At 66.3% G+C, this 26,381-nt stretch carries 27 protein-coding genes and 1 tRNA gene; 20 read left to right on the top strand and 8 right to left on the bottom strand.

All coding sequences use genetic code 11. The annotated features are described in order from the left end of the window. The first annotated feature begins 5 nt into the window (after positions 1 to 5). The 6 genes from DIE22_RS27890 (at position 6) to DIE22_RS27865 (ending at position 5,481) form a co-directional block, all read left to right on the top strand. A complete protein-coding gene (locus tag DIE22_RS27890) occupies positions 6 to 1,511 on the top strand; it encodes an RNA polymerase factor sigma-54 (protein ID WP_124496770.1) in 1,506 nt (501 codons plus the stop codon). Between the two features lie 159 nt (positions 1,512 to 1,670). Then, a complete protein-coding gene (gene hpf, locus DIE22_RS27885) occupies positions 1,671 to 2,030 on the top strand; it encodes a ribosome hibernation-promoting factor, HPF/YfiA family (protein ID WP_006477786.1) in 360 nt (119 codons plus the stop codon). Between the two features lie 195 nt (positions 2,031 to 2,225). Continuing rightward, entirely contained in the window at positions 2,226 to 2,738 is a 513-nt protein-coding gene (locus DIE22_RS27880) for a PTS sugar transporter subunit IIA (RefSeq protein ID WP_185640700.1), read from the top strand. Between the two features lie 129 nt (positions 2,739 to 2,867). Next, positions 2,868 to 3,836, top strand: coding sequence for an HPr(Ser) kinase/phosphatase (gene hprK / locus DIE22_RS27875; RefSeq protein WP_006483133.1), 969 nt, complete (start codon positions 2,868 to 2,870; stop codon positions 3,834 to 3,836). A gap of 75 nt (positions 3,837 to 3,911) precedes the next feature. Further along, positions 3,912 to 4,820: an RNase adapter RapZ gene (gene rapZ, locus DIE22_RS27870; RefSeq protein ID WP_124496748.1), complete on the top strand. Its 909-nt coding sequence runs from the start codon at positions 3,912 to 3,914 to the stop codon at positions 4,818 to 4,820. Positions 4,821 to 4,845: 25 nt separating this feature from the next. Continuing rightward, complete coding sequence (locus DIE22_RS27865; RefSeq protein ID WP_124496747.1) at positions 4,846 to 5,481, top strand: LON peptidase substrate-binding domain-containing protein; 636 nt, start codon at positions 4,846 to 4,848, stop codon at positions 5,479 to 5,481. Between the two features lie 120 nt (positions 5,482 to 5,601). Here the strand turns inward: DIE22_RS27865 and mutY are convergent, their stop codons facing one another. Together mutY and mutM are read right to left on the bottom strand one after the other, a co-directional pair. Continuing rightward, a complete protein-coding gene (gene mutY / locus DIE22_RS27860) occupies positions 5,602 to 6,708 on the bottom strand; it encodes an A/G-specific adenine glycosylase (RefSeq protein ID WP_124496746.1) in 1,107 nt (368 codons plus the stop codon). Between the two features lie 37 nt (positions 6,709 to 6,745). Beyond that, positions 6,746 to 7,573 carry a bifunctional DNA-formamidopyrimidine glycosylase/DNA-(apurinic or apyrimidinic site) lyase gene (gene mutM, locus DIE22_RS27855; RefSeq protein WP_044847468.1) on the bottom strand — a complete coding sequence of 276 codons (828 nt, stop codon included), beginning with the start codon at positions 7,571 to 7,573 and terminating at the stop codon, positions 6,746 to 6,748. 86 nt (positions 7,574 to 7,659) lie between these two features. Here mutM and DIE22_RS27850 point away from each other — a divergent pair, with 86 nt between their 5' ends. The 8 genes from DIE22_RS27850 (at position 7,660) to hisC (ending at position 14,837) form a co-directional block, all read left to right on the top strand. Next, complete coding sequence (locus DIE22_RS27850) at positions 7,660 to 9,483, top strand: tetratricopeptide repeat protein (RefSeq protein ID WP_124606542.1); 1,824 nt, start codon at positions 7,660 to 7,662, stop codon at positions 9,481 to 9,483. Further along, entirely contained in the window at positions 9,483 to 10,103 is a 621-nt protein-coding gene (gene lolB, locus DIE22_RS27845; protein ID WP_124606541.1) for a lipoprotein insertase outer membrane protein LolB, read from the top strand. Before DIE22_RS27850 ends, lolB begins: the two co-directional genes overlap by 1 nt. A gap of 27 nt (positions 10,104 to 10,130) precedes the next feature. Then, positions 10,131 to 11,012: a 4-(cytidine 5'-diphospho)-2-C-methyl-D-erythritol kinase gene (gene ispE, locus DIE22_RS27840; RefSeq protein WP_124606540.1), complete on the top strand. Its 882-nt coding sequence runs from the start codon at positions 10,131 to 10,133 to the stop codon at positions 11,010 to 11,012. Between the two features lie 53 nt (positions 11,013 to 11,065). Further along, a tRNA-Gln gene (locus DIE22_RS27835) sits at positions 11,066 to 11,142 on the top strand. 44 nt (positions 11,143 to 11,186) lie between these two features. Further along, the gene (locus DIE22_RS27830; protein WP_124496742.1) at positions 11,187 to 12,149 is read left to right on the top strand and encodes a ribose-phosphate pyrophosphokinase; all 963 of its coding nucleotides are present in this window, start codon (positions 11,187 to 11,189) and stop codon (positions 12,147 to 12,149) included. A gap of 162 nt (positions 12,150 to 12,311) precedes the next feature. After that, positions 12,312 to 12,920 (top strand): 50S ribosomal protein L25/general stress protein Ctc, encoded by a 609-nt coding sequence (locus DIE22_RS27825; RefSeq protein WP_124606539.1) that lies wholly within the window; start codon positions 12,312 to 12,314, stop codon positions 12,918 to 12,920. A gap of 119 nt (positions 12,921 to 13,039) precedes the next feature. Beyond that, a complete protein-coding gene (gene pth / locus DIE22_RS27820) occupies positions 13,040 to 13,639 on the top strand; it encodes an aminoacyl-tRNA hydrolase (protein WP_124606538.1) in 600 nt (199 codons plus the stop codon). Positions 13,640 to 13,769: 130 nt separating this feature from the next. After that, the gene (hisC, locus tag DIE22_RS27815) at positions 13,770 to 14,837 is read left to right on the top strand and encodes a histidinol-phosphate transaminase (RefSeq protein WP_124606537.1); all 1,068 of its coding nucleotides are present in this window, start codon (positions 13,770 to 13,772) and stop codon (positions 14,835 to 14,837) included. A gap of 83 nt (positions 14,838 to 14,920) precedes the next feature. Here the strand turns inward: hisC and DIE22_RS27810 are convergent, their stop codons facing one another. The 3 genes from DIE22_RS27810 to rsmD form a co-directional block, all read right to left on the bottom strand. Next, complete coding sequence (locus DIE22_RS27810) at positions 14,921 to 15,187, bottom strand: YfhL family 4Fe-4S dicluster ferredoxin (RefSeq protein WP_006760398.1); 267 nt, start codon at positions 15,185 to 15,187, stop codon at positions 14,921 to 14,923. Positions 15,188 to 15,246: 59 nt separating this feature from the next. Beyond that, complete coding sequence (coaD, locus tag DIE22_RS27805; RefSeq protein WP_006398238.1) at positions 15,247 to 15,744, bottom strand: pantetheine-phosphate adenylyltransferase; 498 nt, start codon at positions 15,742 to 15,744, stop codon at positions 15,247 to 15,249. A gap of 111 nt (positions 15,745 to 15,855) precedes the next feature. Then, positions 15,856 to 16,470 carry a 16S rRNA (guanine(966)-N(2))-methyltransferase RsmD gene (gene rsmD / locus DIE22_RS27800; protein ID WP_124496738.1) on the bottom strand — a complete coding sequence of 205 codons (615 nt, stop codon included), beginning with the start codon at positions 16,468 to 16,470 and terminating at the stop codon, positions 15,856 to 15,858. A 201-nt stretch (positions 16,471 to 16,671) separates the two neighbouring features. On the opposite strand from rsmD, the gene ftsY reads away from it, so the two are divergent. Next, positions 16,672 to 17,826: a signal recognition particle-docking protein FtsY gene (ftsY, locus tag DIE22_RS27795; protein ID WP_124606536.1), complete on the top strand. Its 1,155-nt coding sequence runs from the start codon at positions 16,672 to 16,674 to the stop codon at positions 17,824 to 17,826. A gap of 63 nt (positions 17,827 to 17,889) precedes the next feature. Here ftsY and maiA read toward each other — a convergent pair whose 3' ends face one another. Continuing rightward, on the bottom strand, positions 17,890 to 18,534 hold the full coding sequence (maiA, locus tag DIE22_RS27790; RefSeq protein WP_124496736.1) for a maleylacetoacetate isomerase: 645 nt from the start codon (positions 18,532 to 18,534) through the stop codon (positions 17,890 to 17,892). A 191-nt stretch (positions 18,535 to 18,725) separates the two neighbouring features. Between maiA and ybiB the strand changes: the two genes are divergently transcribed. Both ybiB and leuA read left to right on the top strand, forming a co-directional pair. Next, positions 18,726 to 19,700 (top strand): DNA-binding protein YbiB, encoded by a 975-nt coding sequence (ybiB, locus tag DIE22_RS27785; protein ID WP_124606535.1) that lies wholly within the window; start codon positions 18,726 to 18,728, stop codon positions 19,698 to 19,700. 394 nt (positions 19,701 to 20,094) lie between these two features. Beyond that, entirely contained in the window at positions 20,095 to 21,741 is a 1,647-nt protein-coding gene (leuA, locus tag DIE22_RS27780; protein WP_124496734.1) for a 2-isopropylmalate synthase, read from the top strand. Between the two features lie 143 nt (positions 21,742 to 21,884). On the opposite strand, the gene DIE22_RS27775 is transcribed toward leuA, so the two are convergent. Together DIE22_RS27775 and DIE22_RS27770 are read right to left on the bottom strand one after the other, a co-directional pair. Next, positions 21,885 to 22,268 carry a nuclear transport factor 2 family protein gene (locus DIE22_RS27775; protein WP_059526129.1) on the bottom strand — a complete coding sequence of 128 codons (384 nt, stop codon included), beginning with the start codon at positions 22,266 to 22,268 and terminating at the stop codon, positions 21,885 to 21,887. Between the two features lie 45 nt (positions 22,269 to 22,313). Beyond that, positions 22,314 to 22,883, bottom strand: a complete 570-nt coding sequence (locus DIE22_RS27770; protein WP_124496733.1) for an acyloxyacyl hydrolase — start codon at positions 22,881 to 22,883, stop codon at positions 22,314 to 22,316. Positions 22,884 to 23,242: 359 nt separating this feature from the next. On the opposite strand from DIE22_RS27770, the gene rpoH reads away from it, so the two are divergent. From rpoH to DIE22_RS27755, 3 genes are all read left to right on the top strand, one after another. Next, the gene (rpoH, locus tag DIE22_RS27765; RefSeq protein ID WP_124496732.1) at positions 23,243 to 24,178 is read left to right on the top strand and encodes an RNA polymerase sigma factor RpoH; all 936 of its coding nucleotides are present in this window, start codon (positions 23,243 to 23,245) and stop codon (positions 24,176 to 24,178) included. 328 nt (positions 24,179 to 24,506) lie between these two features. Next, positions 24,507 to 24,788 carry a cytochrome oxidase putative small subunit CydP gene (gene cydP / locus DIE22_RS27760; protein WP_124496731.1) on the top strand — a complete coding sequence of 94 codons (282 nt, stop codon included), beginning with the start codon at positions 24,507 to 24,509 and terminating at the stop codon, positions 24,786 to 24,788. Next, positions 24,778 to 26,358, top strand: a complete 1,581-nt coding sequence (locus DIE22_RS27755; protein WP_124496730.1) for a cytochrome ubiquinol oxidase subunit I — start codon at positions 24,778 to 24,780, stop codon at positions 26,356 to 26,358. Before cydP ends, DIE22_RS27755 begins: the two co-directional genes overlap by 11 nt. Positions 26,359 to 26,381 lie beyond the last annotated feature (23 nt).

Below are 26,381 nucleotides of genomic sequence, written 5' to 3'. Positions count from 1 at the left end.
TTGCCATGAAAGCCAGCCTTCAACTCCGCCTGTCGCAACACCTGGCGCTGACACCGCAACTGCAGCAGTCGATCCGGCTCCTGCAGCTGTCGACGCTCGAACTGCAGCAGGAAGTCGCGATGGCCGTCGCGCAGAACCCGCTGCTCGAGAACGATGACGAATGGATCGCGAGTCCGCTGCGTGTCGCGGCGGACGGATCGCTGATCGCGCAGACGCCCCCCGGACAAAACATGGACCCGGGCACCGCGAACGGCAGCAGCCAGTCGAGCGATCGCGCCGAGCGCGACGAGCCGGCCGGCGCCGACGAATACGACAGCTACGCGTCGGGTGACGCCGGCGACGGCCCGCAGTGGAATCTCGACGAGTACGGCCGCTCGAGCGGCGCCTCGGACGACGACGACCTCCCGCCGCTGCAGGTGCAGGAAGCCGCGACGTCGCTGCGCGACCACCTGTCCGCGCAATTGCGCGTCACGCAGGCCGGCCCGCGCGATCGCGCGCTGGTGATGTTCCTGATCGAATCGCTCGACGATGACGGCTACCTGACCGCCTCGCTCGACGAAGTGCTCGCCGACCTGCCGCCGGAACTGGAAATCGACTGTGACGAACTGAACGCGGCGCTCGCGCTGCTGCACAGTTTCGACCCGGCCGGGGTCGGGGCCCGCTCGGCCTCCGAATGCTTGAAGCTGCAGCTGCTGCGCCTCGATCCGTCCCCCACCCGCACGCTCGCGCTGGAAATCGTGTCGCAGCATCTCGAATTGCTCGCCGCGCGCGACTTCACGCGGCTGCGCAAGCAGCTGAAGGCGAGCGACGACGCGCTGCGCGACGCGCACGCGCTGATCCGCTCGCTGGAGCCGTTCCCCGGCGCCGCCTACGGCAAGGCCGAGGCCGACTACGTCGTACCCGACATCATCGTGAAGAAGGCAGGCCAGGGCTGGCTCGCGGAACTCAACCCGGAAGTGATGCCGCGCCTGCGGATCAACAACCTGTACGCGAACATCCTGCGCAACAGCCGCGGCGATCCGTCGGCCGGATCGTTGAAACAACAGTTGCAGGAAGCACGCTGGCTGATCAAGAACATCCAGCAGCGATTCGACACGATCCTGCGTGTCGCGCAGGCTATTGTCGAACGTCAGAAGAATTTCTTTGCGCACGGTGAAATTGCCATGCGCCCCTTGGTTTTGCGGGAAATTGCTGATACGCTGGGCCTACACGAGTCGACTGTCAGCCGTGTGACAACCGGGAAGTACATGCTGACCCCGTTCGGGACGCTTGAATTTAAGTACTTCTTCGGATCACACGTTTCGACCGACACCGGAGGCGCCGCATCGTCGACCGCCATCCGAGCCCTGATCAAGCAACTGATAGGAGCTGAAGACCCAAAATCGCCACTTTCGGACAGCCGCATTGCCGAGCTGCTGGCAGAACAGGGATTCGTGGTTGCGCGCCGCACGGTTGCCAAGTATCGCGAAGCCCTCAAAATCCCGGCAGTGAATCTGCGCAAGTCTCTTTAAGCCTGCTGCCTGCCCGGCGGCAGGCGTGTTCCGGCCACCGCGCACACGGGGAACAGGCCGGGCGACCTGTCCGCGAATCTGCCGCCACATGCGGCAGGGGCAAGTCGACCGGAGCGCCGCCTCGATGCGGCCGGGTGGTCACTCGCTTGGAGAAGCACTATGAACCTGAAGATCAGTGGACATCATCTCGAAGTCACGCCTGCAATTCGCGAATACGTGATCACCAAGCTGGACCGGGTGCTACGCCATAGCGATCAGGTAATCGATGGCACTGTGATCCTCTCGGTCGACAACCACAAGGAAAAGGACAAGCAGCAGCGCGCGGAAATCAACCTGCACCTGAAGGGCAAGGACATCTTCGTCGAAAGCGCAAACGGCAACCTGTACGCTGCGATCGATCTGCTGATCGACAAGCTGGATCGCCAGGTCGTCAAGCACATGGAGCGTCTGCAGACCCATGCGCACGACCCGATCAAGCTGCAGCCGTCGATCGACCAGATCGAACTGCCGCCGCAATAACGCTCACCGCAACACACAGCCGCCCGGTTCGCCGGGCGTTTTTTTTGTGCCCGGGCGGCAGTGGTGCGACCGGTCCGTCCATGCTGCGCCACGCACGCGGCTGTGCTCTATAATGTTCCGGTTATCGCCGGGGGGGCGTTGGGTGCGGTAGCTGCCTTGCAGGTTCCGATGCCGAACGCCTTGATATCGCCGAACATGGAAAATCAGTCTGCCGCCGCAAGGAGACCCCAGGCCGCCCAATCGCCTGCCAACATGAATCGCCTAGCCAAAATCCTGCCCATCGAGAACGTCGTCATCGACCTCTCCGTCACCAGCAAGAAACGCGTCTTCGAACAAGCCGGGCTGATCTTCGAAAATCAGAACGGTATCGCCCGCAGCACCGTCACGGACAACCTGTTCGCGCGCGAGCGCCTCGGCTCGACCGGGCTCGGCGAAGGCGTCGCGATTCCGCACGGGCGCATCAAGGGGCTCAAGCACCCGCTCGCCGCGTTCGTGCGGCTCGCCGACGCGATTCCGTTCGAAGCGCCCGACGGCCAGCCGGTCGGTCTCCTGATTTTCCTGCTCGTCCCCGAGCAAGCCACCCAGCAGCACCTCGAGATCCTGTCGGAAATCGCGCAACTGCTGTCCGATCGCGATGCACGCGAGCGTCTGCACAACGAAACAGATCTCACCGAGTTGCATCACCTGCTCACTCAGTGGCAACCTTGAGTTGATCCGGGCGGAATATTTTCCCGAACGAGGCGGCACGCGCCGCCGTCCAGGGCCGCCCGGCGCCGGTCCGGCATGGCGACGCCCGTCGCCGCGCGCATGCACCGGCTCATTGGAGTGACGAGAGTCATGGATACGTCCAGCATCAACGCCCAGAGCATCTTCGACGACAACGCGGCCACGCTGAAGCTGAGCTGGCTGACGGGGCATGAAGGCTGGGAGCGCGGTTTTTCGGCCGACACCGTCGGCAACGCGACGTCGAGCGCCGACCTCGTCGGCCACCTGAACCTGATCCACCCGAACCGGATCCAGGTGCTCGGCGAAGCCGAGATCGACTACTACCAGCGGCAGACCGACGAAGACCGTTCGCGCCACATGGCCGAACTGATCGCGCTCGAACCGCCGTTCCTCGTCGTCGCCGGCGGCGCCGCCGCGCCGCCCGAACTCGTGCTGCGCTGCACGCGCTCGTCCACGCCGCTGTTCACGACGCCGATGTCGGCCGCCGCGGTGATCGACAGCCTGCGGCTCTACATGTCGCGCATCCTCGCGCCGCGCGCGACGCTGCACGGCGTGTTCCTCGACATCCTCGGAATGGGCGTGCTGCTCACCGGCGACTCCGGGCTCGGCAAGAGCGAACTCGGCCTCGAACTCATCAGCCGCGGCCACGGCCTCGTCGCCGACGACGCAGTCGACTTCGTCCGACTTGGCCCCGATTTCGTCGAAGGCCGCTGCCCGCCGCTGCTGCAGAATCTGCTCGAAGTGCGCGGCCTCGGCCTGCTCGACATCAAGACGATCTTCGGTGAAACCGCCGTGCGCCGGAAAATGAAGCTGAAGCTGATCGTCCAGCTCGTGCGCCGCCCGGACGGCGAATTCCAGCGGCTGCCGCTGGAAAGCCAGACGGTCGACGTGCTCGGTCTGCCGATCAGCAAGGTCACGATCCAGGTGGCGGCTGGCCGCAACCTCGCGGTGCTGGTCGAGGCGGCCGTGCGGAACACGATCCTGCAGTTGCGCGGAATCGACACGTTGCGCGATTTCATGGATCGGCAACGACTCGCGATGCAAGATCCCGACAGCCAGTTCCCCGGCAAGCTCGTGTAACTTCCCCGCGCCGGCCTCGCAGCGCCGACGCGTCGAGCCGGTGCTATGATGAAACGTCAGGATTCTCTGCTTCCCATGCGCATCGTCCTCATCACCGGCATCTCCGGCTCAGGCAAGTCCGTCGCGCTGAACGCGCTTGAGGACGCAGGCTATTACTGCGTCGACAACCTGCCGCCGCACGTGCTCCCCGAACTCGCCCGCTACCTTGCCGAGGGCGGCCAGCACCGGCTCGCGGTCGCGATCGATGCGCGTTCGAGCGCCTCGCTCGACGAAATGCCCGGCCTGATCCGCTCGCTGTCGCTCGAGCACGATGTCCGTGTGCTGTTTCTCAACGCGAGCACGCAGGCGCTGATCCAGCGCTTCTCCGAAACGCGCCGGCGCCACCCGCTGTCCGGCTCGCCGTCGCACGACGCGAACGTCGGGCTGCTGTCGTCGCTCGAGGAAGCGATCGAGCGCGAGCGCGACCTGGTCGCGCCGCTCGCCGAATTCGGTCACCAGATCGATACGAGCACGCTGCGCGCGAACGTGCTGCGCACGTGGGTCAAGCGCTTCATCGAGCAGAAGAACAACGACCTGATGGTGATGTTCGAGTCGTTCGGCTTCAAGCGCGGCGTGCCGCTCGATGCCGACCTGATGTTCGACGTGCGCGCGCTGCCGAATCCGTACTACGACCATGAGCTGCGCCCGCTCACCGGGCTGGACCAGCCGGTCATCGCCTTTCTCGACGCATTGCCGATCGTCCACCAGATGATCGACGACATCCATGCGTTCCTGATGAAATGGCTGCCGCACTTTCGCGAAGACAACCGCAGCTACCTGACCGTCGCCATCGGCTGCACGGGCGGTCAGCATCGCTCGGTGTTCATTGCGGAAACGCTCGCCGCGCGCCTCGCGCACGATGCGAACGTGATCGTGCGGCATCGTGACGCGCCCGTGGATGTCGACGCGTCGTCGCGGCTCGTCGCCGAGGTCGCCCGACCTTAGCGACACCCTCTCTCACCGGCGCGCCATGTCCACCCTATCGACCACCCTGATCGACCTGCCGCTGTTTCCGCTGCACACAGTGCTGTTCCCCGGTGGCTGGCTGCCGCTCAAGGTGTTCGAGGCACGCTATCTCGACATGTGCCGCGCCTGCCTGCGCGACGACGCGCCGTTCGGCGTGTGCCTGCTGAAGAGCGGCCCCGAGGTCGCGCAGGACGGCGCCGTGTCGGTGCCCGAGACCATCGGCTGCATGGCGCGCATCACCGAGTGCGACACCGGCGAATTCGGGATGCTGTACCTGCAGGCGATCGGCACGCAGCGTTTCGAGCTGCTGTCGCATCGCGTCGAAGGCAACGGACTGCTGGTCGGGATCGCGGAGCCGCTGCCCGACGACATCCCGCTCGAAGGCGAGCAGGCGCTCGCGCAATTCGGCTCGTGCGCCGAGGTGCTCGAGCGCATCATCGAGGCGCTGAAGAAATCCGAACCGGACAAGATGCCGTTCGGCGAACCGTTCCGTCTCGACGACCCGAGCTGGGTGTCGAACCGCCTCGCGGAACTGCTGCCGCTCGACCTGCGCGCGCGGCAGAAGCTGATGGAGTTTCCGGATGTCGGGGCACGGATCGATGCCGTGCACCACGTGCTCGACCGCCACGGATGGCTGTAGGCGCCGGCCGGCCTGCCGCGTCGCACCGGCATCGGCGCGCGAACCACCCTGACGGGCGCAACACCCGCGGCGGTCCGGCGCTTCCGTAAGCGCTGCTCGCGCCGCGCCCTTCCCCTTTCGTTACAGCAGCGGCCCGCTCAGCGCATCGAGCAGCTTGCGCACGGGCGCCGGCACGCCGTACGCGTCGAGCCCGGCGAGCGGCACCCACGCCGTCTCGGCGTCCTGCGCGTACGCGTCCGGCAACCCGCCGTTCGTCATGTCGCTCAGCCGCGGCTCGATCTCGAGCCGGAAATGCGTGAACGTGTGCGTAAACGGCGCGAGCGGCATCGGGCCGCCGCCGCCGAAGCCGCGGGCGAGTTCCGCGAGGGCAGCATCGCCGTCGGCCTGCGGCAGGCACCACAGGCCGCCCCAGATCCCGGCGGGCGGACGCCGCTCGAGCAGCACGGCATCGCCGTCGCGCAGCACGAGCATCCAGGTCTTGCGCGTCGGCACGGCCTTCTTCGGCCGCGCGGCCGGCAGTTCGCGCTGCCGGCCCGTCGATTGCGCGACGCAGTCGCCCGCGAACGGACAGCGCGCGCAATCCGGCTTGCCGCGCACGCACAGCGTCGCGCCGAGATCCATCAGCCCCTGTGTATAGGCGCTCACGTCGGCCGCGTTCGCGGCATCCGGCAGCAGCGATTCGGCCAGCGCCCACATGTCGTTCTCGACACGCTTCTCGCCCGGAAAGCCCTCGACCCCGAACACCCGCGCCAGCACGCGCTTCACGTTGCCGTCGAGGATCGTCGCGCGCGCACCGTACGCGAACGACGCGATCGCCGCGGCCGTCGAGCGGCCGATGCCCGGCAGTTCGGCGAGCGCTTCCGGCGTCGACGGGAATACACCGCCATGCTCGGCGACGACGACCTGCGCGCAGCGGTGCAGGTTGCGTGCGCGCGAGTAGTAGCCGAGCCCGGCCCACAGCGCCATCACGTCGTCGGACGGCGCGGCCGCGAGCGCGGCGACGTCGGGAAAGCGCTCGAGAAAGCGCGCGTAATACGGGACGACGGTCGAGACCTGCGTCTGCTGCAGCATGATTTCCGACAGCCAGATCCAGTAGGGATCGCGGGTGTTCTGCCACGGCAGGTCGTGGCGACCGTGCACGCGCTGCCAGGCGATCAGGCGCGTGGCGAACGTGCGGTGCAGCGGCGTGACGGGGAACGGAGCGGGAGCGATGCGGGGCGGCTTCAAGTGTTCGAATCTTTGGAAAGAGGTTTCAACGCGGGGCTCAACGCTGGCAGGTCGGGCAGTAATAGGTCGAGCGCTGACCCTGCACGATCTGGCGGATCGGGGTGCCGCATACGCGGCAAGGCAACCCGGCACGGTCGTAGACGAAGCAGTCGAGCTGGAAATAGCCGCTTTCGCCGTTGCTGCCGACGAAATCGCGCAACGTGCTGCCGCCGCGCTCGATCGCGTCGGCGAGCGTCGCGCGCACCGCGTCGGCCAGTCGTTCGTAGCGCGGCAGCGATACCTTGCCGGCGGCGGTCGTCGGCCGAATGCCGGCGCGAAACAGGCTCTCCGACGCATAGATGTTGCCGACGCCGACGACCATGTCGCCCGCGAGCAGCGCCTGCTTGACCGATACCGTGCGGCCGCGTGTGCGCGCGTGCAGCAGCGCGCCGGTGAACGCCGGCGAGAACGGCTCGACGCCGAGGCTCGCGAGCAGCGGATGCGCATGCACGTCGCCCGCTTCGCGCGGGTGCCACAGCACGGCGCCGAAGCGGCGCGGATCGCGGAACCGTAGCACGAATTCGTCGAAGATCCAGTCGATGTGGTCGTGTTTCGCGGCGACCGGCACGCCGGCCGCGGGCAGCACGCGCAGCGTGCCCGTCATCCCGAGATGAACGATGAACCAGCCCGCGTCGACCTCGAACAACAGGTACTTGCCGCGACGCTCGACGGCGAGCACCTCGCGCGCGCGCAATTGCTCCGCGAGCCCCGCCGGCACGGGCCAGCGCAGCATCGCGGTACGGACGTCGACACGCTCGACGCGGCGGCCCGCGACAAAGGGCTCGATGCCCCGGCGCGTGACTTCGACTTCTGGCAACTCTGGCATGTTTTGCGGGTCTGAGACGGGATTCACGATCGTGCGTGTATTGTAGCGAGCGCGTTACAATCGGTTGAAACATCGAACGGATTTCCATGACCTTGCCCTCGAAGCTGCTTCTGAAGCGCCCCGCCGCCGAGCGCGGCGCGCGCGCCTTCCCGGTCCGCCGTGCGCTCGGCGCCGCGCTGTTCGCCGCGTGGACCCTCACCGCCTTCCCGGCTCACGCGCAGGCTCCGGCATCGGACGACGCGGAGCCGCAGGGTGCGTTCGAGCACGTGATGCCGGACGAGAAAAAGGATCTCCCGGGCGTCCCGCTGACGAGTCAGATCGTCTATCAGGTGCTGGCCGCCGAAGTGGCACTCCAGCGCAACCAGCCGGCGCCGGCCTACCAGACCTACCTCGCCCTCGCCCGCGACACGCGCGATCCGCGCATGGCGCAGCGGGCGACCGAGATCGCACTCAGCGCGCAAAGCCCGGCCGACGCCTTGTCCGCGGCCAATCTGTGGCGCCAGTACGCGCCCGATTCGAACCGCGCGTCGCAAGTCGACGCCGCGCTGCTCGTGCTCGCCGGCAAGCCGGCCGACGCGCAGCCGATGCTCGCGCGCGAGCTCGCCCGCGCGACCGGCGAAACGCGCGGCCCCGCGATCCTCGCGCTGCAGGCGCTGCTGGTGCGCGGCTCCGACCGCGTCGCCGGCCTCGCGGTGCTGAAGGACATGCTGAAGAACGACCTGAACCGCCCCGAGGCGCAGCTCGCGATCGCGCGGCAGCAACTGGCGGTCGACGACAAGGAAGGCGCCGCGCAATCGCTGAAGCAGGCGCTGCAGATCCGTCCCGACTATCTGCCGGCGGCGCTGATGCTGTCGCAGATGGGGCCCGCGGAGCGCGCGGCCGGCATCGCGTCGTTCGAGAAGTATGTTCAGCAGAATCCGAAGTCGCGCGATGCGCGGCTCGCGCTGTCGCAGCTCTATCTCGCCGACGACCGCCTCGACGACGCGCGCAAGCAGTTCGAGACGATGCGCAAGCTCGACTCGAAGGATCCGACGCCGCTGATGGCGCTCGCGCTGATCAAGATCCAGCAGAAGAAGCTCGACGACGCGAGCGCGTACCTGAAGCAGTACGTGCAGCTCGGCGACAAGCAGCCGAATCTCGACGTCGGCCAGGGCTACATCTATCTCGCGCAGATCTCGATCGAGCAGGGCAACGACGCGCAGGCGTCGCAATGGCTCGACAAGGTCGACCAGACGAGCCAGCACTACCTGCCCGCCCAGATCACGCGCGCACAGCTGCTGCAGAAACAGGGCAAGACCGACGAGGCGCGCAAGGTGCTCGACGACCTGCCGATCAGCGACCCGCGCGATGCGGCCGTGGTCGCGCGCACCGACGCGTCGATCCTGTTCACCGCGAAGCGCTATCCGGAAGCCGAGGCGCGGCTCGCGCAGGCGGTCCAGGACTTCCCGGACGATCCCGACCTGCGCTACGACTATGCGATGGCTGCCGAGAAGACCGGCCACTACGCGGCGATGGAAAAGCAGCTGCGCGAGCTGATCCGCACACAGCCCGACAACCCGCAGGCGTACAACGCGCTCGGCTATTCGCTGGCCGATCGCAACCAGCGCCTGCCCGAAGCCAGCAAGCTGATCGACAAGGCTGCGTCGCTCGCGCCGAACGATGCATACATCATGGACAGCCTCGGCTGGGTGAAGTACCGGATGGGCGATGCCGCCGGCGCGGCGAAGGTGCTGCGGCGCGCGTACGAGCTGCAGCCGAACGCGGAGATCGGCGCGCACCTCGGCGAGGTGCTGTGGAAGAGCGGCGCGCAGGACGACGCGCGCACCGCGTGGCGTGCCGCGCAAAAGCTCGAGCCCGACAACGACACGCTCGTGCAGACGCTGAAGCGCCTCCAGATCAACGGCCTCTGATGCGGATGTTCCCGATGCTTTCCCTGTCTTCCCGCGCGCTGCGCACGCTGGCCGCGGCCGGCGCGGTGCTCGCGCTCGCCGGCTGCGCGAGCACGCCGCCGTCGGCGAATGCGCCGGCCGGCGCCGTGTTGCAGACGGCCGCGACGCATGCGTACCACGGCCGCTTCGCGGTGCAGTACAACGACCGCCTCGGCCGACAGCAGAACGTGTACGGCAACTTCGACTGGCAGGAGCATGGCGACGACGTGTCGCTGGAGCTGCGCAGCCCGCTCGGCCAGACGCTCGCGGTCGTGAAATCGACGCCGCAGGCCGCGTCGCTCGAACTGCCGAACCGCCAGCCGCAGTACGCGACCGATGTCGGCGAGCTGATGCAGAACACGCTCGGCTTCTCGCTGCCGCTGGCCGGCCTGCGCTACTGGCTGCTGCCGACGCCCGCGCCCGCGACGCCCGCGCAGACGGTGCGCGACCCGGTCGACGCGACGCACGTCAAGCAGATCCGCCAGGACGGCTGGACGATCGACTATCTCGCCTACGCGGACGCACCGGCCACCGGCGTCAAACGCGTCAACCTCGTGCGCGCGACGCCGCCGCTCGACATCAAGCTCGTGCTCGACCAGTAAGCACGTGAACCTAGCCCCGACATACGCATGACCGATTCGACCCGCTCGCTGCGCAACTGCCTTGCGCCCGCGAAACTCAACCTGTTCCTGCACATCACCGGCCGTCGCCCGAACGGCTATCACGATCTGCAGAGCGTGTTCCAGCTGCTGAACTGGGGCGACACGCTGCACTTCACGCTGCGCGACGACGGTCGCGTCACACGCGTCACCGACGTGCCGGGCGTGCCCGAGGAAAGCGATCTCGTCGTGCGCGCGGCCAACCTGCTGAAGACGCACACGGGCACCGCCGCCGGGGTCGACATCGAGATCGACAAGTGCCTGCCGATGGGCGCGGGCCTCGGCGGCGGCAGCTCCGACGCGGCGACGACGCTGCTCGCGCTGAACCGCCTGTGGCAGCTCGACCTGCCGCGCGCGGAACTGCAGTCGCTCGCGGTAAAACTCGGCGCCGACGTCCCGTTTTTTGTTTTTGGAAAAAATGCGTTCGCAGAGGGTATCGGAGAAGAATTAGCTGAGGTAGAATTGCCGACTCGCTGGTTCCTGGTTGTGACGCCGCGAGTTCATGTCCCCACCGCTGAAATTTTTTCAGACGAGTTGTTGACAAGAGATACGAAGCCAGTCACAATTACGGACTTTCTTGCACAGCAAAGCAGCGATGCGGGATGGCCAGACAGCTTCGGCCGGAACGACATGCAGCAAGTTGTAACAGGTAAGTACGCGGAAGTTGCGCAGGTGGTCAAATGGTTGTATAATGTGACCCCCGCGAGGATGACCGGCTCCGGAGCAAGCGTGTTTGCAGCGTTTCATAGCAAGCACGAGGCAGAAGCGGCGAAAGCCAGGCTGCCCACCGGTTGGAACGGTGCAGTTGCCGAGAGCCTGAACGAGCATCCGCTCTTCGCTTTCGCGTCATGAAGTTTTGCTTTGCCGGATGGCCTACAAGTCCGGTGAAGTTATCAGTTAAGTGTAGGGGAGTCGCCAAGTTGGTCAAGGCACCGGATTTTGATTCCGGCATGCGAGGGTTCGAGTCCTTCCTCCCCTGCCAAAAATTTTCCCGCATTTCCCGCCTAAGCCTGAAGCAGGTGCACGATGAGCAGCCACAGCCATGATGGCTTGATGGTCTTTACTGGCAACGCGAATCCCGCGCTTGCCCAGGAAGTCGTCAATATCCTTGGAATCCCCCTCGGCAAAGCAATGGTCAGCCGTTTCTCCGACGGCGAGATCCAGGTCGAGATCCAGGAAAACGTGCGCGGCAAGGACGTCTTCGTCCTGCAATCCACGTGCGCGCCGACCAACGACAACCTGATGGAACTGATGATCATGGTCGACGCGCTCAAGCGCGCGTCCGCCGGCCGGATCACTGCTGCCATCCCCTACTTCGGCTATGCCCGCCAGGACCGTCGCCCGCGCTCGGCGCGCGTCGCGATCTCGGCGAAGGTCATCGCGAACATGCTGGAAATCGCCGGCGTCGAGCGGATCATCACGATGGATCTGCACGCCGACCAGATTCAAGGCTTCTTCGACATCCCGGTCGACAACATCTACGCAACGCCGATCCTGCTGGGTGACCTGCGCAAGCAGAACTACTCGGACCTGCTCGTCGTGTCGCCGGACGTCGGCGGCGTGGTCCGCGCCCGGGCACTCGCGAAGCAGCTCAACTGCGATCTCGCGATCATCGACAAGCGTCGTCCGAAGGCGAACATCGCCGAAGTGATGAACATCATCGGTGAAGTCGAAGGTCGTACCTGCGTGATCATGGACGACATGGTCGATACGGCCGGCACGCTCTGCAAGGCCGCGCAAGTGCTGAAGGATCGCGGTGCGAAGCAGGTGTTCGCGTACGCGACGCACCCGGTTCTGTCGGGTGGCGCCGCCGAGCGTATCGCCGCATCGGCACTCGACGAGCTGGTCGTCACCGATACGATCCCGCTGTCGGCCGAATCGCTGGGCTGCTCGAAGATCCGCTCGCTGACGAGCGCGAGCCTGCTGGCCGAAACGTTCTCGCGGATCCGCCGCGGCGACTCGGTGATGTCGCTGTTCGCGGAATCCTGATCGCGTAACGACACGACAAAGCATGCGCAGAAAGCGAAGCGGCAACGCTTCGCTTTTTGCACAATCGGACGGGATAGACGAAACCCCGTCCGTTACATCGGGGGCCGCCATTTCGCCGGCCCCGTTTTACTGCCTGGTCGCGGGCAGCTAATGGAGAATCACATGAAAGTCGTCGCTTTCGAGCGCCAACAGCAAGGTACGGGTGCGAGCCGCCGCCTGCGCAACGCCGGTAAGACCACGGGTATCGTCTACGGTGGCGAAGCAGCCCCGCAAAAGATCGAACTCGATCACAACGCGCTGTGGCATGCACTGAAGAAGGAAGCCTTCCACTCGTCGATCCTCGACCTCGAAGTGGCTGGCCAGTCGCAACAAGTTCTGCTGCGCGACGTGCAATACCACCCGTTCAAGCAACTCGTGCTGCACGTGGACTTCCAGCGCGTCGACGCGAAGAAGAAGCTGCACACGAAGGTGCCGCTGCACTTCCTGAACGCTGAAGTCAGCCCGGCAGTGAAGCTGTCGAGCGCAATCGTCTCGCACGTCGCGACGGAAATCGAAGTCGAGTGCCTGCCGTCGGCTCTGCCGGAATTCCTCGAAGTCGACCTGTCGAAGATCGAAGCAGGCCAGTCGCTGCACGCGAAGGACATCGCACTGCCGACGGGCGTGACGCTGGTCGCGCACGTCGACGCGGAAAACCCGGTTGTCGCATCGGCGACGGTCCCGGCTGGTGCCGTGTCGGACGCAGCAGGCGAAGGCGAAACGCCGGCTGCCTAAGGGCTGCCCACGCGCCCGTTCGATCCGTTTCACGAAACGGTCGACGCAACCCGCCGCGGCTTGCCCGGCGGGTTTTTCTTTTTCTGCGCCCAGGCGGCCGCTGCCGCCCATGAAACGTCATGATCAAACTGATCGTCGGCCTCGGCAATCCCGGGGCGGAATACACTGCGACGCGCCACAACGCCGGTTTCTGGCTGATCGACCAGCTCGCCCGCGAAGCCGGCACGACGCTGCGCGACGAGCGCCGCTTCCACGGCTTCTATGCGAAAGCGCGCTTGCACGGCGAGGAAGTCCACCTGCTCGAGCCGCAAACCTACATGAACCGCTCCGGCCAGTCGGTCGTCGCGCTCGCGAGTTTCTTCAAGATCCTGCCCGACCAGATCCTCGTCGCACACGACGAACTCGATCTGCCGCCCGGCACCGTGAAGCTGAAGCTCGGCGGCGGCAGCGGCGGCCACAACGGCCTGAAGGACATCTCCGCGCACCTGTCGTCGCAGCAGTACTGGCGCCTGCGCATCGGCATCGGCCATCCGCGCGACCTGATCCCGGACGGCGCGCGCGCCGGCGCGAAGCCCAACGTCGCGAACTTCGTGCTGAAGCCGCCGCGCCGCGAGGAGCAGGACGTGATCGATGCATCGATCGAGCGTGCGCTCGCGGTGATGCCGATGGTCGTCAAGGGCGAACTCAACCGCGCGACGATGCAGCTGCATCGCAACTGAACCCGCACCGCACCGGCATGGTGCAACGTGCCTTCCGGCAGCGCCGGGCGGCCTCTCCGTCCCGCGCAATTGCGCACCGCGGCGCCCACATGCGGTAATCTGGTCGTTTTTGCCCGTCAGGAGCCAAGCGGTGAGCCGTTACTGGAGCGACGTCGTTCAGCAACTCGTGCCTTACGTGCCGGGCGAACAGCCCGCGCTCGCACACCCCGTCAAGCTGAACACCAACGAGAATCCCTATCCGCCTTCGCCGCGCGTCGTCGCGGCGATCGCCCGCGAACTCGGCGACACCGGCGACACGCTGCGCCGCTATCCCGACCCGCTCGCGCGCGCACTGCGCGAGACGGTCGCGGCCCATCACCGCATCAAGCCCGAGCAGGTCTTCGTCGGCAACGGCTCCGACGAGGTCCTCGCGCACGCATTCCAGGCGCTGCTCAAGCATGACCGGCCGCTGCGCTTTCCGGACATCTCATACAGCTTCTACCCGACCTATGCGCGCCTGTACGGCGTCGAGACCACGATCGTGCCGCTCGCGGACGACTTCTCGATCCGCGTCGAGGACTATCTCGACGACGCGGGCGGCGTGCTGTTCCCGAACCCGAATGCGCCGACCGGGCGCGCGTTGCCGCTCGCGGACATCGAGCGGATCGCGGCCGCGAACCCGTCGTCGGTCGTGCTGATCGACGAGGCGTACGTCGATTTCGGCGCGCAATCCGCGATCACGCTGATCGACCGCCATCCGAACCTGCTCGTCGTGCACACGACGTCCAAGGCTCGCTCGCTCGCGGGCATGCGCGTCGGCTTCGCGTTCGGCGACGCGACGCTGATCGACGCACTGAATCGCGTGAAGGACAGCTTCAACTCCTATCCGCTCGACCGGCTCGCGCAGGTTGCCGCGCAGGCGGCATACGAAGACACCGACTATTTCAGCGCGACCTGCCGGCGCGTGATCGACAGCCGCGCACGGCTCACGCACGCGCTCGAGGCGCTCGGCTTCGACGTCGTGCCGTCGGCCGCGAATTTCGTGTTCGCGCGCCATCCCGCGCACGATGCGGGCGCGATCGCGGCGAAGCTGAAGGATCGGGAGATTTTCGTGCGGCACTTCCGCGCGCCGCGCATCGACCAGCACTTGCGCATCACCGTCGGCACCGATGCCGAATGCGACGCGCTCGTCACGGCATTGCGCGACCTGATCGGCTGAAACAGAAGCGGAAGCGGAACCGGCGCCGAACGGCGCCGGCCGAGGTAATCGCGGCGTCGTGACGCGTGCACGTCACCGCCGGGTCACTGCGCGTCGTCGCCCTTCGCGGCGGTCAACGCGTGATACTTCTCCATCAACTGCGCGTGCGATTCGTCATGCTGCGGATCGCGCGGAATGCATTCGACCGGACACACCTGCTGGCACTGCGGTTCGTCGAAATGGCCGACGCACTCGGTACACTTGTTCGGGTCGATCACGTAGATATCCGGGCCCATCGAAATCGCGCCGTTCGGGCACTCGGGCTCGCATACGTCGCAATTGATGCACTCGTCGGTAATCATCAAAGACATACTGATCTCACTTCTTCAGGCCGCCGGGCGGCTTCGCGACGAAACCGCCCGGCGCCGCGTCACGCGGCCGGGCCTCCCATCGCAGCGACTTTCTCGGTCAGCCACTTCTCGACGGACGGGAACACGAACTTGCTGACATCGCCGCCCAACTGCGCGATTTCGCGCACGATCGTCCCCGAGATGAACTGGTACTGATCGGACGGCGTCATGAACATCGTCTCGACGTCGGGCAGCAGATAGCGGTTCATCCCCGCCATCTGGAACTCATACTCGAAATCGGACACGGCACGCAGGCCGCGCACGATCACGCGCGCGTTGTTGGTGCGGACAAAGTCCTTCAACAGGCCCTTGAACCCCATCACCTTCACGTTCGGATAATGGCCGAGCACCTCGTTCGCAATCTTCAGACGTTCTTCCAGCGAGAAGAACGGCTTCTTCGCGCGGCTGTCGGCCACACCGACCACCAGCGTATCAAAAATGCTCGACGCACGCCGCACGAGGTCTTCGTGCCCGCGCGTCAGCGGATCGAACGTACCGGGATACACGGCGACTACCATGTCGCTCCTCCTGTCATCACGCAAACGGGGGGGCAGCCGTGCGACGCGCACGCCACTGCCGGGATGGGCAGGCGTCGCCTTTGCGGCGCGCCGCCTCGTATGGAACGCGCATTATTCATCATTTTCGCGCCGCAGCAAATGATAGTGAACCGCACCGGCCTTGCCGTGCTTCACCACCTGCCAGCCGGCGAGCGCTTCGTGCGCGGCGGGGTCGAGCTCGGCCCCCGTCTCGACGTACAGCGCGCCATCCGGCGCGACGAGCGGCGCCGCCAGCGCGATCGCGCGATCGAGCACGGCCGGCTCGCCGAACGGCGGGTCGAGGAACACGACGTCGAACGCGCCCGGGGTCAGCCCGGCCGCGAGCCGCAGCGCGTCGGCTTCCGCGACCTCGACCGAGCGCGCGCCGAGCTTGTCCTTGATCGCGCGCAGCTGCTGCGCCGCGCGCGGGTGGCGCTCGACCATCACGACGCTCGATGCGCCGCGCGACGCGGCCTCGAACCCGAGCGCGCCGGTGCCGGCGAACAGGTCGAGGCAGCGCCGGCGTTCGAGATCCTGGCCGAGCCAGTTGAACAGCGTCTCGCGCACGCGATCGGGCGTCGGCCGCAGGCCGTCGAGATCGAGCACGGCGAGCGGCGTGCGTTTCCAGTCACCGCCGATGATGCGGATCGTGTGCGGCTTGCCACGGCCGGAGGGGGCCGCCGGGCGGCCGGAAGAGGAACGGGACATACGGAATATCGACGACGGAGGGACCGGGTGCGCATGAGGGCGCACCGCCAAACAGGCGCACGTTACCACAGCGGCGGCACCGGCTGACGCGAGTGCCCCGCCGCGCTGATAAAATGCACCGTTTCGGCCGCCGTGCGCACGCGCGACGGCCCCTCCGGCGCTCCGCCCTGGCGGCGCCCGCCCTCTTCCCGACGTCAGACCATGTTCAGCTTCTTCAAACGATTCAAGAAAACGCAGGAGCCCGACTCCGCGGAATCGCAATCGATCGACGCGCCGCAACCGGGCGCGCCGTCCGACGCGCCCGCCCCCGATGCCCGCCAGGCGGTCGAAGCGCCGCGAGCGCCTGCCCAACCCGCCGCGCCCGCCGTCGTGATGACGGTCACGCCGACCAACGACGGCAGCGAAGAAGTCGTCGAAGCGGTCGAGATCGTGCCGCCGCCGACGCAGGACGCCTCCGCGAAGAAATCGTGGCTCGCGCGCCTGAAGTCGGGGCTCGCGAAGACGGGCTCGAGCATCACCGGCGTGTTCGTCAACACGAAGATCGACGAGGATCTGTACGAAGAGCTCGAAACCGCTCTGCTGATGTCCGACGCCGGCGTCGACGCGACCGAATACCTGCTCGGCGCGCTGCGCGAGAAGGTGCGCGTGGGCCGGCTGACCGATTCGCAGCAGGTGAAGGACGCGCTGCACGATCTGCTCGTCGAGCTGCTGAAGCCGCTCGAGAAATCGCTGATGCTCGGCCGCGCGCAGCCGCTCGTGATGATGATCACGGGCGTCAACGGCGCGGGCAAGACCACCAGCATCGGCAAGCTCGCGAAGCACCTGCAGAGTTTCGACCAGTCGGTGCTGCTGGCCGCGGGCGACACGTTCCGCGCGGCCGCGCGCGAACAGCTGGCGGTCTGGGGCGAGCGCAACAACGTGACGGTCGTCCAGCAGGAGAGCGGCGACCCGGCCGCGGTGATCTTCGACGCGGTCAGCGCCGCGCGCGCGCGCAAGATCGACGTGATGATGGCCGACACGGCCGGCCGTCTGCCGACGCAGCTGCACCTGATGGAAGAGCTGAAGAAGGTGAAGCGCGTGATCTCGAAGGCGCATGACGGCGCGCCGCACGAGGTGCTGCTCGTGATCGACGCGAACACGGGCCAGAACGCGCTCACGCAGGTGAAAGCCTTCGACGATGCGCTCGGCCTCACGGGCGTGATCGTCACGAAGCTCGACGGCACCGCCAAGGGCGGGATCCTCGCCGCGATCGCGCGGCAGCGTCCGGTGCCCGTCTACTTCATCGGCGTCGGCGAGAAGGTCGAGGACCTGCAGCCGTTCAGCGCCGTGGAATTCGCGGACGCGCTGCTCGGCTGAACGCCGCCGGCCAGCATCGCACGGGGCGCCTTCGGGCGCCCTTTTTCATGCGCGGCCGCGGCATCACTCGGCGTCGGGCTGCACGCCGGGCTCGGCGGCCTTGAACGCGTCGAGCGTCGACGCATGATCGGCGATCCGCTGGATCGTCGGAAAGCGCGTCGTGTCGATCGAGAAACGGTTCGCGTTGAATACCTGCGGCACGATGCAGATATCGGCGAGCGTCGGCGTGTCGCCGAAGCACAGCTTGCCGGTGCGCGGATCGTTCGCGAGGCGCGTCTCGAGCGACGCGAAACCCGCCTCGATCCAGTGCCGGTACCATGCGTTCTTCGCTTCCTCGGGCACCTTCAGCGTGTGCTTCAGGTACTTCAGCACGCGCAGGTTGTTCAGCGGATGGATCTCGCACGCGACCTGCAGCGCGATCGCCCGCACATACGCGCGGTCGACCGGCGCCTTCGGCAGCAGCGCCGGTTCGGGATGCGTTTCCTCCAGATATTCGATGATCGCGAGCGATTGCTGCAGCGTGGCGTCGCCGTCGACCAGCGTCGGCACGACCGCATCCGGATTCACCGCGCGGTACGCGTCCTTCAGTTGTTCGCCGCCGTCGCGCAGCATGTGCACGGGGACCGTGTCGTACGGCAGCTGCTTCAGGTTCAGGGCGATCCGCACGCGGTACGACGCGGAACTGCGGAAATAGCTGTAGAGCTTCATGGGATGTCTCTCGTAGTCGTATTCGGCCGGCAGCGGGGTACCCAGGGCACCGCCGGGAACCCGAGTTTAGCGCGCCGCGCGGTGCCGACGCGCGCCGCCGCGCACTTGAGCGAACCGCGCCCGTGCGATACTCGGGGCATTCCTTACCGCTCACCGCGCGGCCCGATGCCGGCCGCCCGCCCCACGCCCCGATGACCGCTCCCCACGACTCCGCCGCCTCGCCGTTCCCTTGCGCCCGCTTCATCAAGGAAATCGGCCGGGGCCCGCACGGCGCGCGCGCGCTGTCCACCGAAGACACGTTCGAGCTCTATCGCGCGATGCTCGACGCGCGCGTGTCGGACGTCGAACTCGGCGCGATCCTGATCGCCTATCGCCTGAAGGGCGAAAGCGCCGACGAACTGGCCGCGATGCTCGCCGCCGCGCAGACGTCGTTCGAACCCGTGCACGTGCAGGACGCCGCGTTCCGCCCGGTGTCGATCCCGAGCTACAACGGCGCGCGCAAGCAGCCGAACCTGGTACCGCTGCTCGCGCTGCTGCTCGCGCGCGAAGGCGTGCCGGTGCTCGTGCACGGCGTCGAGCGCGATGCGGGCCGCGTGACGAGCGCGGAGATTTTCTCGGCGCTGTCGATCGCACCGTCGACGTCGCACGACGCGATCGAGGACACGCTCGCCGAGCGCCGCGTCGCGTTCGCGCCGATCGACGCGCTGGCGCCGCGCATCGCGCGCCTGCTGTCGCTGCGCGGCGTGCTCGGCGTGCGCAACTCCACGCACACGCTCGTGAAGATCCTGCAGCCGTTCGCGCCGGCCGGCCTGCGGCTCGTCAACTACACGCATCCGCCGTACCGCGACAGCCTCGCGCAACTGTTCCGCGATCATCCGGCCGCCGCGCTCGGCGGCGCGCTGCTCGCGCGCGGCACCGAAGGCGAAGCGGTGGCCGACACGCGGCGCCAGGTGCAGGTCGACTGGCTGCACGACGGCGTCTGCGACACGCTGATCGAGCCCGAGCGCTCGTCGAGCGACGCGCCGGCCGTCGCGCTGCCCGAATCGCGCGACGCGGCGACGACGGCCGCGTGGACGGACGCCGTGCTGCGCGGCGAAATGCCGGTGCCCGACACGCTTGCGCGGCAGGTCGCGACGATCGTGCGGATCGTCCGGATCACGCCGTGACCGGTATCCCGGGTCGGCCCGTTTTCGCGCCGACCTTTCAACCGACCATTTGACAGGCGCACGCATCCTGGCATAGAGTTGTCGCCATGCGTTCCTTTCCGAACCCCCTCCGAATTACCTCCGGCCGCCTAGCGCGGTCGCTATCGCTACGACTAGCCTAAGGCTGTCGTAGCGCCGTGTGCTGTCCGCACGGTCCCTCCCTGCAGTTCCTCGCAGCACCCTTCTCGCAGTTTTTACAACCCGAAGTCGTCAGCATTCGTCCGTCTATCCGTCGGTCGATTCGCGAAGATCAGCCGCATCCGTAGCGCATTTCAGGCGCCACGGTGCGAGGCAGCGCCAACCGTCGCCCATGCCGCCCGTCTTCGCTCGCGACTTGAGACCCGAGGTCCCGAAGATGAAGCGCAACCCGCAAGACAAGTACCGTCCGTTCGAACCCGTCCGCATCAACGGCCGCCGCTGGCCGACCCGCACCATCGAGCGTGCACCGGTCTGGATGAGCACCGACCTGCGCGATGGCAACCAGTCGCTGATCGAGCCGATGAGCATCGAGCAGAAGCTGGAATTCTTCGACATGCTGGTCGCGATCGGTTTCAAAGAGATCGAAGTCGGTTTTCCGTCGGCGTCGCAAACCGACTTCGATTTCGTCCGCAAGCTGATCGACGACAAGCGCATTCCCGACGACGTGACGATCGAAGTGCTCGTGCAGTCGCGCGAAGACCTGATCGCGCGCACCTTCGACGCGCTCGAAGGCGTGCCGCGCGCGATCGTGCACCTGTACAACGCGATCTGCCCGTCGTTCCGGCGCATCGTGTTCGGGATGTCGAAGGACGACGTGAAGGCGCTCGCGGTCGAGGGCACGCGACTCATCAAGGAACACGCGGCGGCCCGCCCGGACACGCGCTGGACCTTCCAGTACTCGCCCGAAACCTTCAGCATGACCGAGCTGACGTTCGCGCGCGAAGTGTGCGACGCGGTCGCGCAGGCCTGGCGGCCGACCCGCGATCACAAGATGATCGTCAACCTGCCGGCGACCGTCGAAGCCGCGAGCCCGAACGTGTTCGCCGACCAGATCGAGTGGATGGACCGCAACCTCGCGTATCGCGACAGCATCGTGCTGTCCGTGCATCCGCACAACGATCGCGGCACCGCGGTCGCGGCCGCCGAACTCGCGCTGCTCGCGGGCGCCGACCGCATCGAGGGCTGCCTGTTCGGCAACGGCGAGCGCACCGGCAACGTCGATCTCGTCACGCTCGCGCTGAACCTCTACACGCAGGGCATCGACCCGGGCCTCGACTTCTCCGACATCGACGCGGTGCGCCGCGTGGTCGAGCGCTGCAACCAGATTCCGGTGCATCCGCGCCATCCGTACGCAGGCGACCTCGTGTTCACCGCGTTCTCCGGCTCGCACCAGGATGCGATCCGCAAGGGCTTCGCGCAGCAGCGCCCCGACGCGGTGTGGGAAGTGCCATACCTGCCGATCGACCCGGCCGACCTCGGCCGCAGCTATGACGCGGTGATCCGCGTGAACAGCCAGTCCGGCAAGGGCGGCGCGACGTTCCTGCTCGAACGCGGGATGGGCTTCACGCCGACGCGCCGCGTGCAGATCGAATTCAGCCACGCGGTGCAGACGCTCGCCGACGCGTCCGGCGAGGAAGTGACCGGCGACGCGATCTGCGCGCTGTTCGCCCGCGAATTCTTCGAGACCGGTGGCCCGGCCGCGCGCCACGGCGACGGCGCGCGCTGGCAGAACCGCGACGTCGCGGGCGCGCCGCTGGCCGGCGCGACGCCCGAAGACGCCGTGCAACGCGTGGCCGCGGCGTTCGCGACGGCGGCCGGCGCGACGATCGACGTCGCGTCGTGCGAACACGCGCGCACGGCGGACGGCAGGATCGCGGTATCGGTCGGCTGCCGGGTCGGCGATGCGCCGCTGCGGCATGGCGTCGGGGTGCACGCCGATGCGGCGAGCGCCGCGCTCGATGCGGTGGTCAGTGCGATCAACCGCTCGGCCTGGCATTGCGCCGACCGCCGTGCGGCGGCCTGACCGCGCGGTTTCGCTTCAGGGTTTGAACGTCAGCGAGCGGTGCGTGACCGCCCGTGCGCCGCGCGATCCGCGCCGCACGGGCCAACAAAGAGCGGCCCAGAAGGCCGCTTCGGTCGGGACTTGAAAAAGAGCGCCACGCGCGCTCAGGTCTCGGTCGCGCACCGCGTCGCCTGCCACGCCAGCAGGCGCCATTGGCCCTGCTCATGTGTATGGACGGCGGTATAGGCGATCGGAAACACCAGCCCGCCGTTGTTCGTTTCCATCTCGATCAGCGCGCGCCCGGTGACGACGCAGGTTGCGTCGCCGACCGGCAGCAGGTCCTGCGACTGGATTTCGATCTGGCGATAGCGGCGGCGGCCGGCGACGATCGCGTCGATGAACTGCTGCTTGGTTTCGCGCTTGCCGTTGGTGTGCACGAAGAACACCTTGTCCGACAACTGCGCCTCCAGCGCCTCGCCGTCCCCGTCGACCATCGCCCGGAACCGATCGCGCTCGAGTGCGCGAATCGCATCGACCACCTTCGCCATCGCCTGACTCCTCGGCAACGCGCCCGCCGTGCGCGGGCGTGCGGATCAGAAGTTGTACTGCACGTAGAACTGGTGGAAATTTATACCAGGATTCGGCTCTTTGATACCCGCGTTAGACACATGTTGAAAACGGTAACCGACCTGATACTGTTGGCGTTCTCCGAACTGTGCGCCGACGCCGACGATGTCCGCGAACTGAAAGGACGTCGACAGCGACAGATTGTTCGAGATCGTCGGGTGAGTCAGGAACCGGATGCCGGCGCCGGCCTCGACGAACGGGCGAACCTGGCCCGCGCTCTTGATGAAACGGAACATCGGCGTCGCGCCGATCTCGCCGAGGTTGGGGTGGATGTTGCCGCCCGTGTGCCAGTAGCCGACGTGGCCTTCCATCACGAACGCGAAGTGCCAGCCGCCGATTTCCCACCAGTTCCAGCCCGGATCCCACACCACGCCGAGATCGCCCTTGTCGATCCCGTGGCGGTCGGAAAACCCGCCGCCCGCCTGGATCCCCCACCGGTCCGCGAATGCGGCCCCCGATCCGCCCAGCAGCGACGCCGCCAGCAGCGCATGCAGCGCAAGCCGGCTACGGGGCCGGCGATTCTTCTTATTGTTCATCTGACACTCCAACTTTGCGGGTTGAATGGAGCCTTGCCGCAGCGGCCGGCCCGAGCGAACTGAATGGTATGGTAAAGGACTTTTCGGATCGGCATCACGAAGCGAAATGGTTTGCTTCCAAAAGTACAAAAATCGAAATCGTCTACTGATTACTATCAGAAACAAGGACTTATGGAACTTCCGCCAGCCGGTCCGGTCGCAAATTAGACTATCGACTCGACCAGTTCGATAGAAAACCGGGAACTCGGAAGCCCACGCACCCTCTAAGGAATTAGCACTCGGATTACGGGAGTGCTAAGATGGGCCCCGGAATCTCATCCGAGACCAGGGGTTTGTCCCTGATTCCAAAGGAGTTTTTAGTGAGCCACGCCCTGACCCTTCCGAACACCCTGAGCCCGACGCCGGCCAAGGCCGAATCGGCAGGCTCGCTGGCGCTCGCAACTCAATCGATGTTGCCGGGCCAGCTTGGCAACATCGACGCGTACATCCAGGCCGTCAACCGGATCCCGCTGCTGAGTGCCGAAGAGGAACGCCAGTACGCGACCGAATTCCGCGAAGACAACAACCTCGACTCGGCACGCCGCCTCGTGCTGTCGCACCTGCGGCTCGTCGTGTCGATCGCGCGCAACTATCTCGGCTACGGCCTGCCGCACGGCGACCTGATCCAGGAAGGCAACATCGGCCTGATGAAGGCGGTGAAGCGTTTCGACCCGGCGCAAAACGTGCGCCTCGTGTCTTACGCGATCCACTGGATCAAGGCCGAGATCCACGAGTACATCCTGCGCAACTGGCGGATGGTGAAGGTCGCGACGACGAAGGCGCAGCGCAAGCTGTTCTTCAACCTGCGCAGCCACAAGAAGAGCATGCAGGCGATGACGCCCGAGGAGATCGACGGCCTTGCGCAGGAGCTCAACGTCAAGCGCGAAGACGTGGCCGAGATGGAAACGCGCCTGTCCGGCGGCGACATCGCGCTCGAAGGGCAGGTGGACGACGGCGAGGAGTCGTACGCGCCGATCGCGTACCTGGCCGACTCGCACCACGAGCCGACCGCCGTGCTCGCCGCGCGTCAGCGCGACATGCTGCAGACGGACGGCATCGCGCAGGCGCTCGATGCGCTCGACGCACGCAGCCGCCGGATCATCGAGGCGCGCTGGCTGAACGTCGACGACGACGGCTCGGGCGGCTCGACGCTGCACGATCTCGCTGCCGAATTCGGCGTGTCGGCGGAACGCATTCGCCAGATCGAAGCGAGCGCCATGAAGAAGATGCGCACTGCCCTCGCCGAATACGCATAAATCCCGGCGATTCAGAGCGCTTCACCCAAAACCGCTGCCCACTGGGCGGCGGTTTTTTTCGCCCGTCCTTTCTCTCCGTTTCTTTCGTATTAATCGACCTTATTGATCGGGTATCGGGCGGTTTCGGGCCCCTTCCGCATAACCTTGATCTACCTCAAGTTTCAGGTCGCGGTTCGCGACGGTCTGCCGCAGCGCAGCACTCGGCATCGGAATGCCGGCACTTTAAAATTGGCACGTCGGCATAAAAGGATTAAAACAGCGTCACGGCCGTCATAAATCCGACGTAGAGTCGCCCCAAAACCCTGTAAATCGATTCAGGATAATCACCTTGATCTCGATCAATAAAGAGCCCGGTCCGCCGCCGCCCGCGCGGCCGGCGGGCACGCCCGGCTGGCGCGCGCGCATCGGCGCGTGGGCACGCGGGCCGACCCTCGCCCGCGACATCACGCTGGTGCTGATCGTCAAGCTGATCCTCTTGATGTCGCTCAAATACGCATTCTTCAATCATCCGCAGGCTGAGCACATGTCGCTGCCGCCTGCCGCCGTCGCCGAGAAACTGCTCTCGGTGCCGGCGCCTGCATCCACCGAGGGAGACCACCATGATAAGTAGCGAAGTCGTCGATCTGTCACGTCTGCAGTTCGGCATCACGGCGCTCTACCACTTCCTGTTCGTGCCGCTGACGCTCGGCCTGTCCTGGCTGCTCGTCATCATGGAAGCCGTCTACGTGATGACCGGCAAACAGGTCTACAAGGACATGACCCAGTTCTGGGGCAAGCTGTTCGGGATCAACTTCGCGATGGGCGTGACGACCGGCATCACGCTCGAATTCCAGTTCGGCACGAACTGGTCGTACTACTCGCACTACGTCGGCGACATCTTCGGCGTGCCGCTCGCGGTCGAAGGCCTGATGGCGTTCTTCCTCGAATCGACATTCGTCGGCCTGTTCTTCTTCGGCTGGAACCGACTGTCGAAGGTCAAGCACCTGATGGTCACCTTCCTCGTCGCGCTCGGCTCGAACCTGTCCGCGCTGTGGATCCTGGTCGCGAACGGCTGGATGAACAATCCGGTCGGCGCGGAGTTCAACTACCAGACGATGCGCATGGAGATGACGAGCCTGTTCGACGTGCTGTTCAACCCGGTCGCGCAGGTGAAGTTCGTGCACACCGTGTCGGCCGGCTACGTGTCGGCGGCAATGTTCGTGCTCGGCGTGTCGTCGTGGTACCTGCTGAAGAAGCGCGACGTCGACTTCGCGCTGCGCTCGTTCGCGGTCGCGGCCGGCTTCGGCCTCGCGGCGACGCTCTGCGTGATCGTGCTCGGCGACGAATCGGGCTATACGACCGGCGAAGTGCAGAAGATGAAGCTCGCCGCGATCGAGTCCGAATGGGAAACGCAGCCGGCGCCCGCGTCGTTCACGCTGATCGGCATCCCGAACCAGGAAGAACAGCGCACCGACTACGCGATCAAGATCCCGTACGCGCTCGGCCTGATCGCGACGCGCTCGATCGACGAACCGGTGATCGGCCTGCGCGAGCTCGCGAAGCACAGCGAGGAGCACATCCAGAGCGGGATGGTTGCGTACGGCGCGCTGCAGAAGATCAAGCAGGGCGACACGAGCGAGGCGACCCGCGCATTGTTCGACCAGCACAAGCAGTATCTCGGCTACGGGCTGATGCTCAAGCAGTTCACGCCGAACGTGACGGACGCGACGCCCGAGCAGATCAAGGCCGCCGCGAAGAAGACGATCCCGCCGGTCGCGCCCGTGTTCTTCTCGTTCCGGATCATGGTGGCGCTCGGCTTCCTGTTCGTCGCGACGTTCGTTGCCGCGTTCTGGTTCTGCGCGCGCCGTGAACTGCTGCAGGACAACCGCCGCTGGTTCCTCCGCTACGCGGTGTGGGCGATCCCGCTGCCGTGGATCGCGATCGAATTCGGCTGGATCGTCGCCGAGCTCGGCCGCCAGCCGTGGACGATCGCGGGCGTGCTGCCGACGCACCTGTCCGCGTCGAGCCTGCAGCCGAGCGACCTGTACCTGAGTCTCGCCGGCTTCATCCTGTTCTACACCGCGCTGTTCGTCATCGAGATCAAGCTGATGTTCAAGTACGCGCGCCTCGGCCCGTCGTCGCTGCAAACCGGCCGCTATCACCACGAACTCGCCGCAACCGGCGAGCGTGCCGCGGTTTGAGCACGCCCCCGCAACGGAACAAG

It is taken from the genome of Burkholderia sp. Bp9142 (genome assembly GCF_003853415.1).
Classification (GTDB): Bacteria; Pseudomonadota; Gammaproteobacteria; order Burkholderiales; family Burkholderiaceae; genus Burkholderia.
The sequence above is the reverse complement of the archived record's forward strand: the minus strand, read 5'-3'. Positions and strand labels throughout refer to the sequence as shown.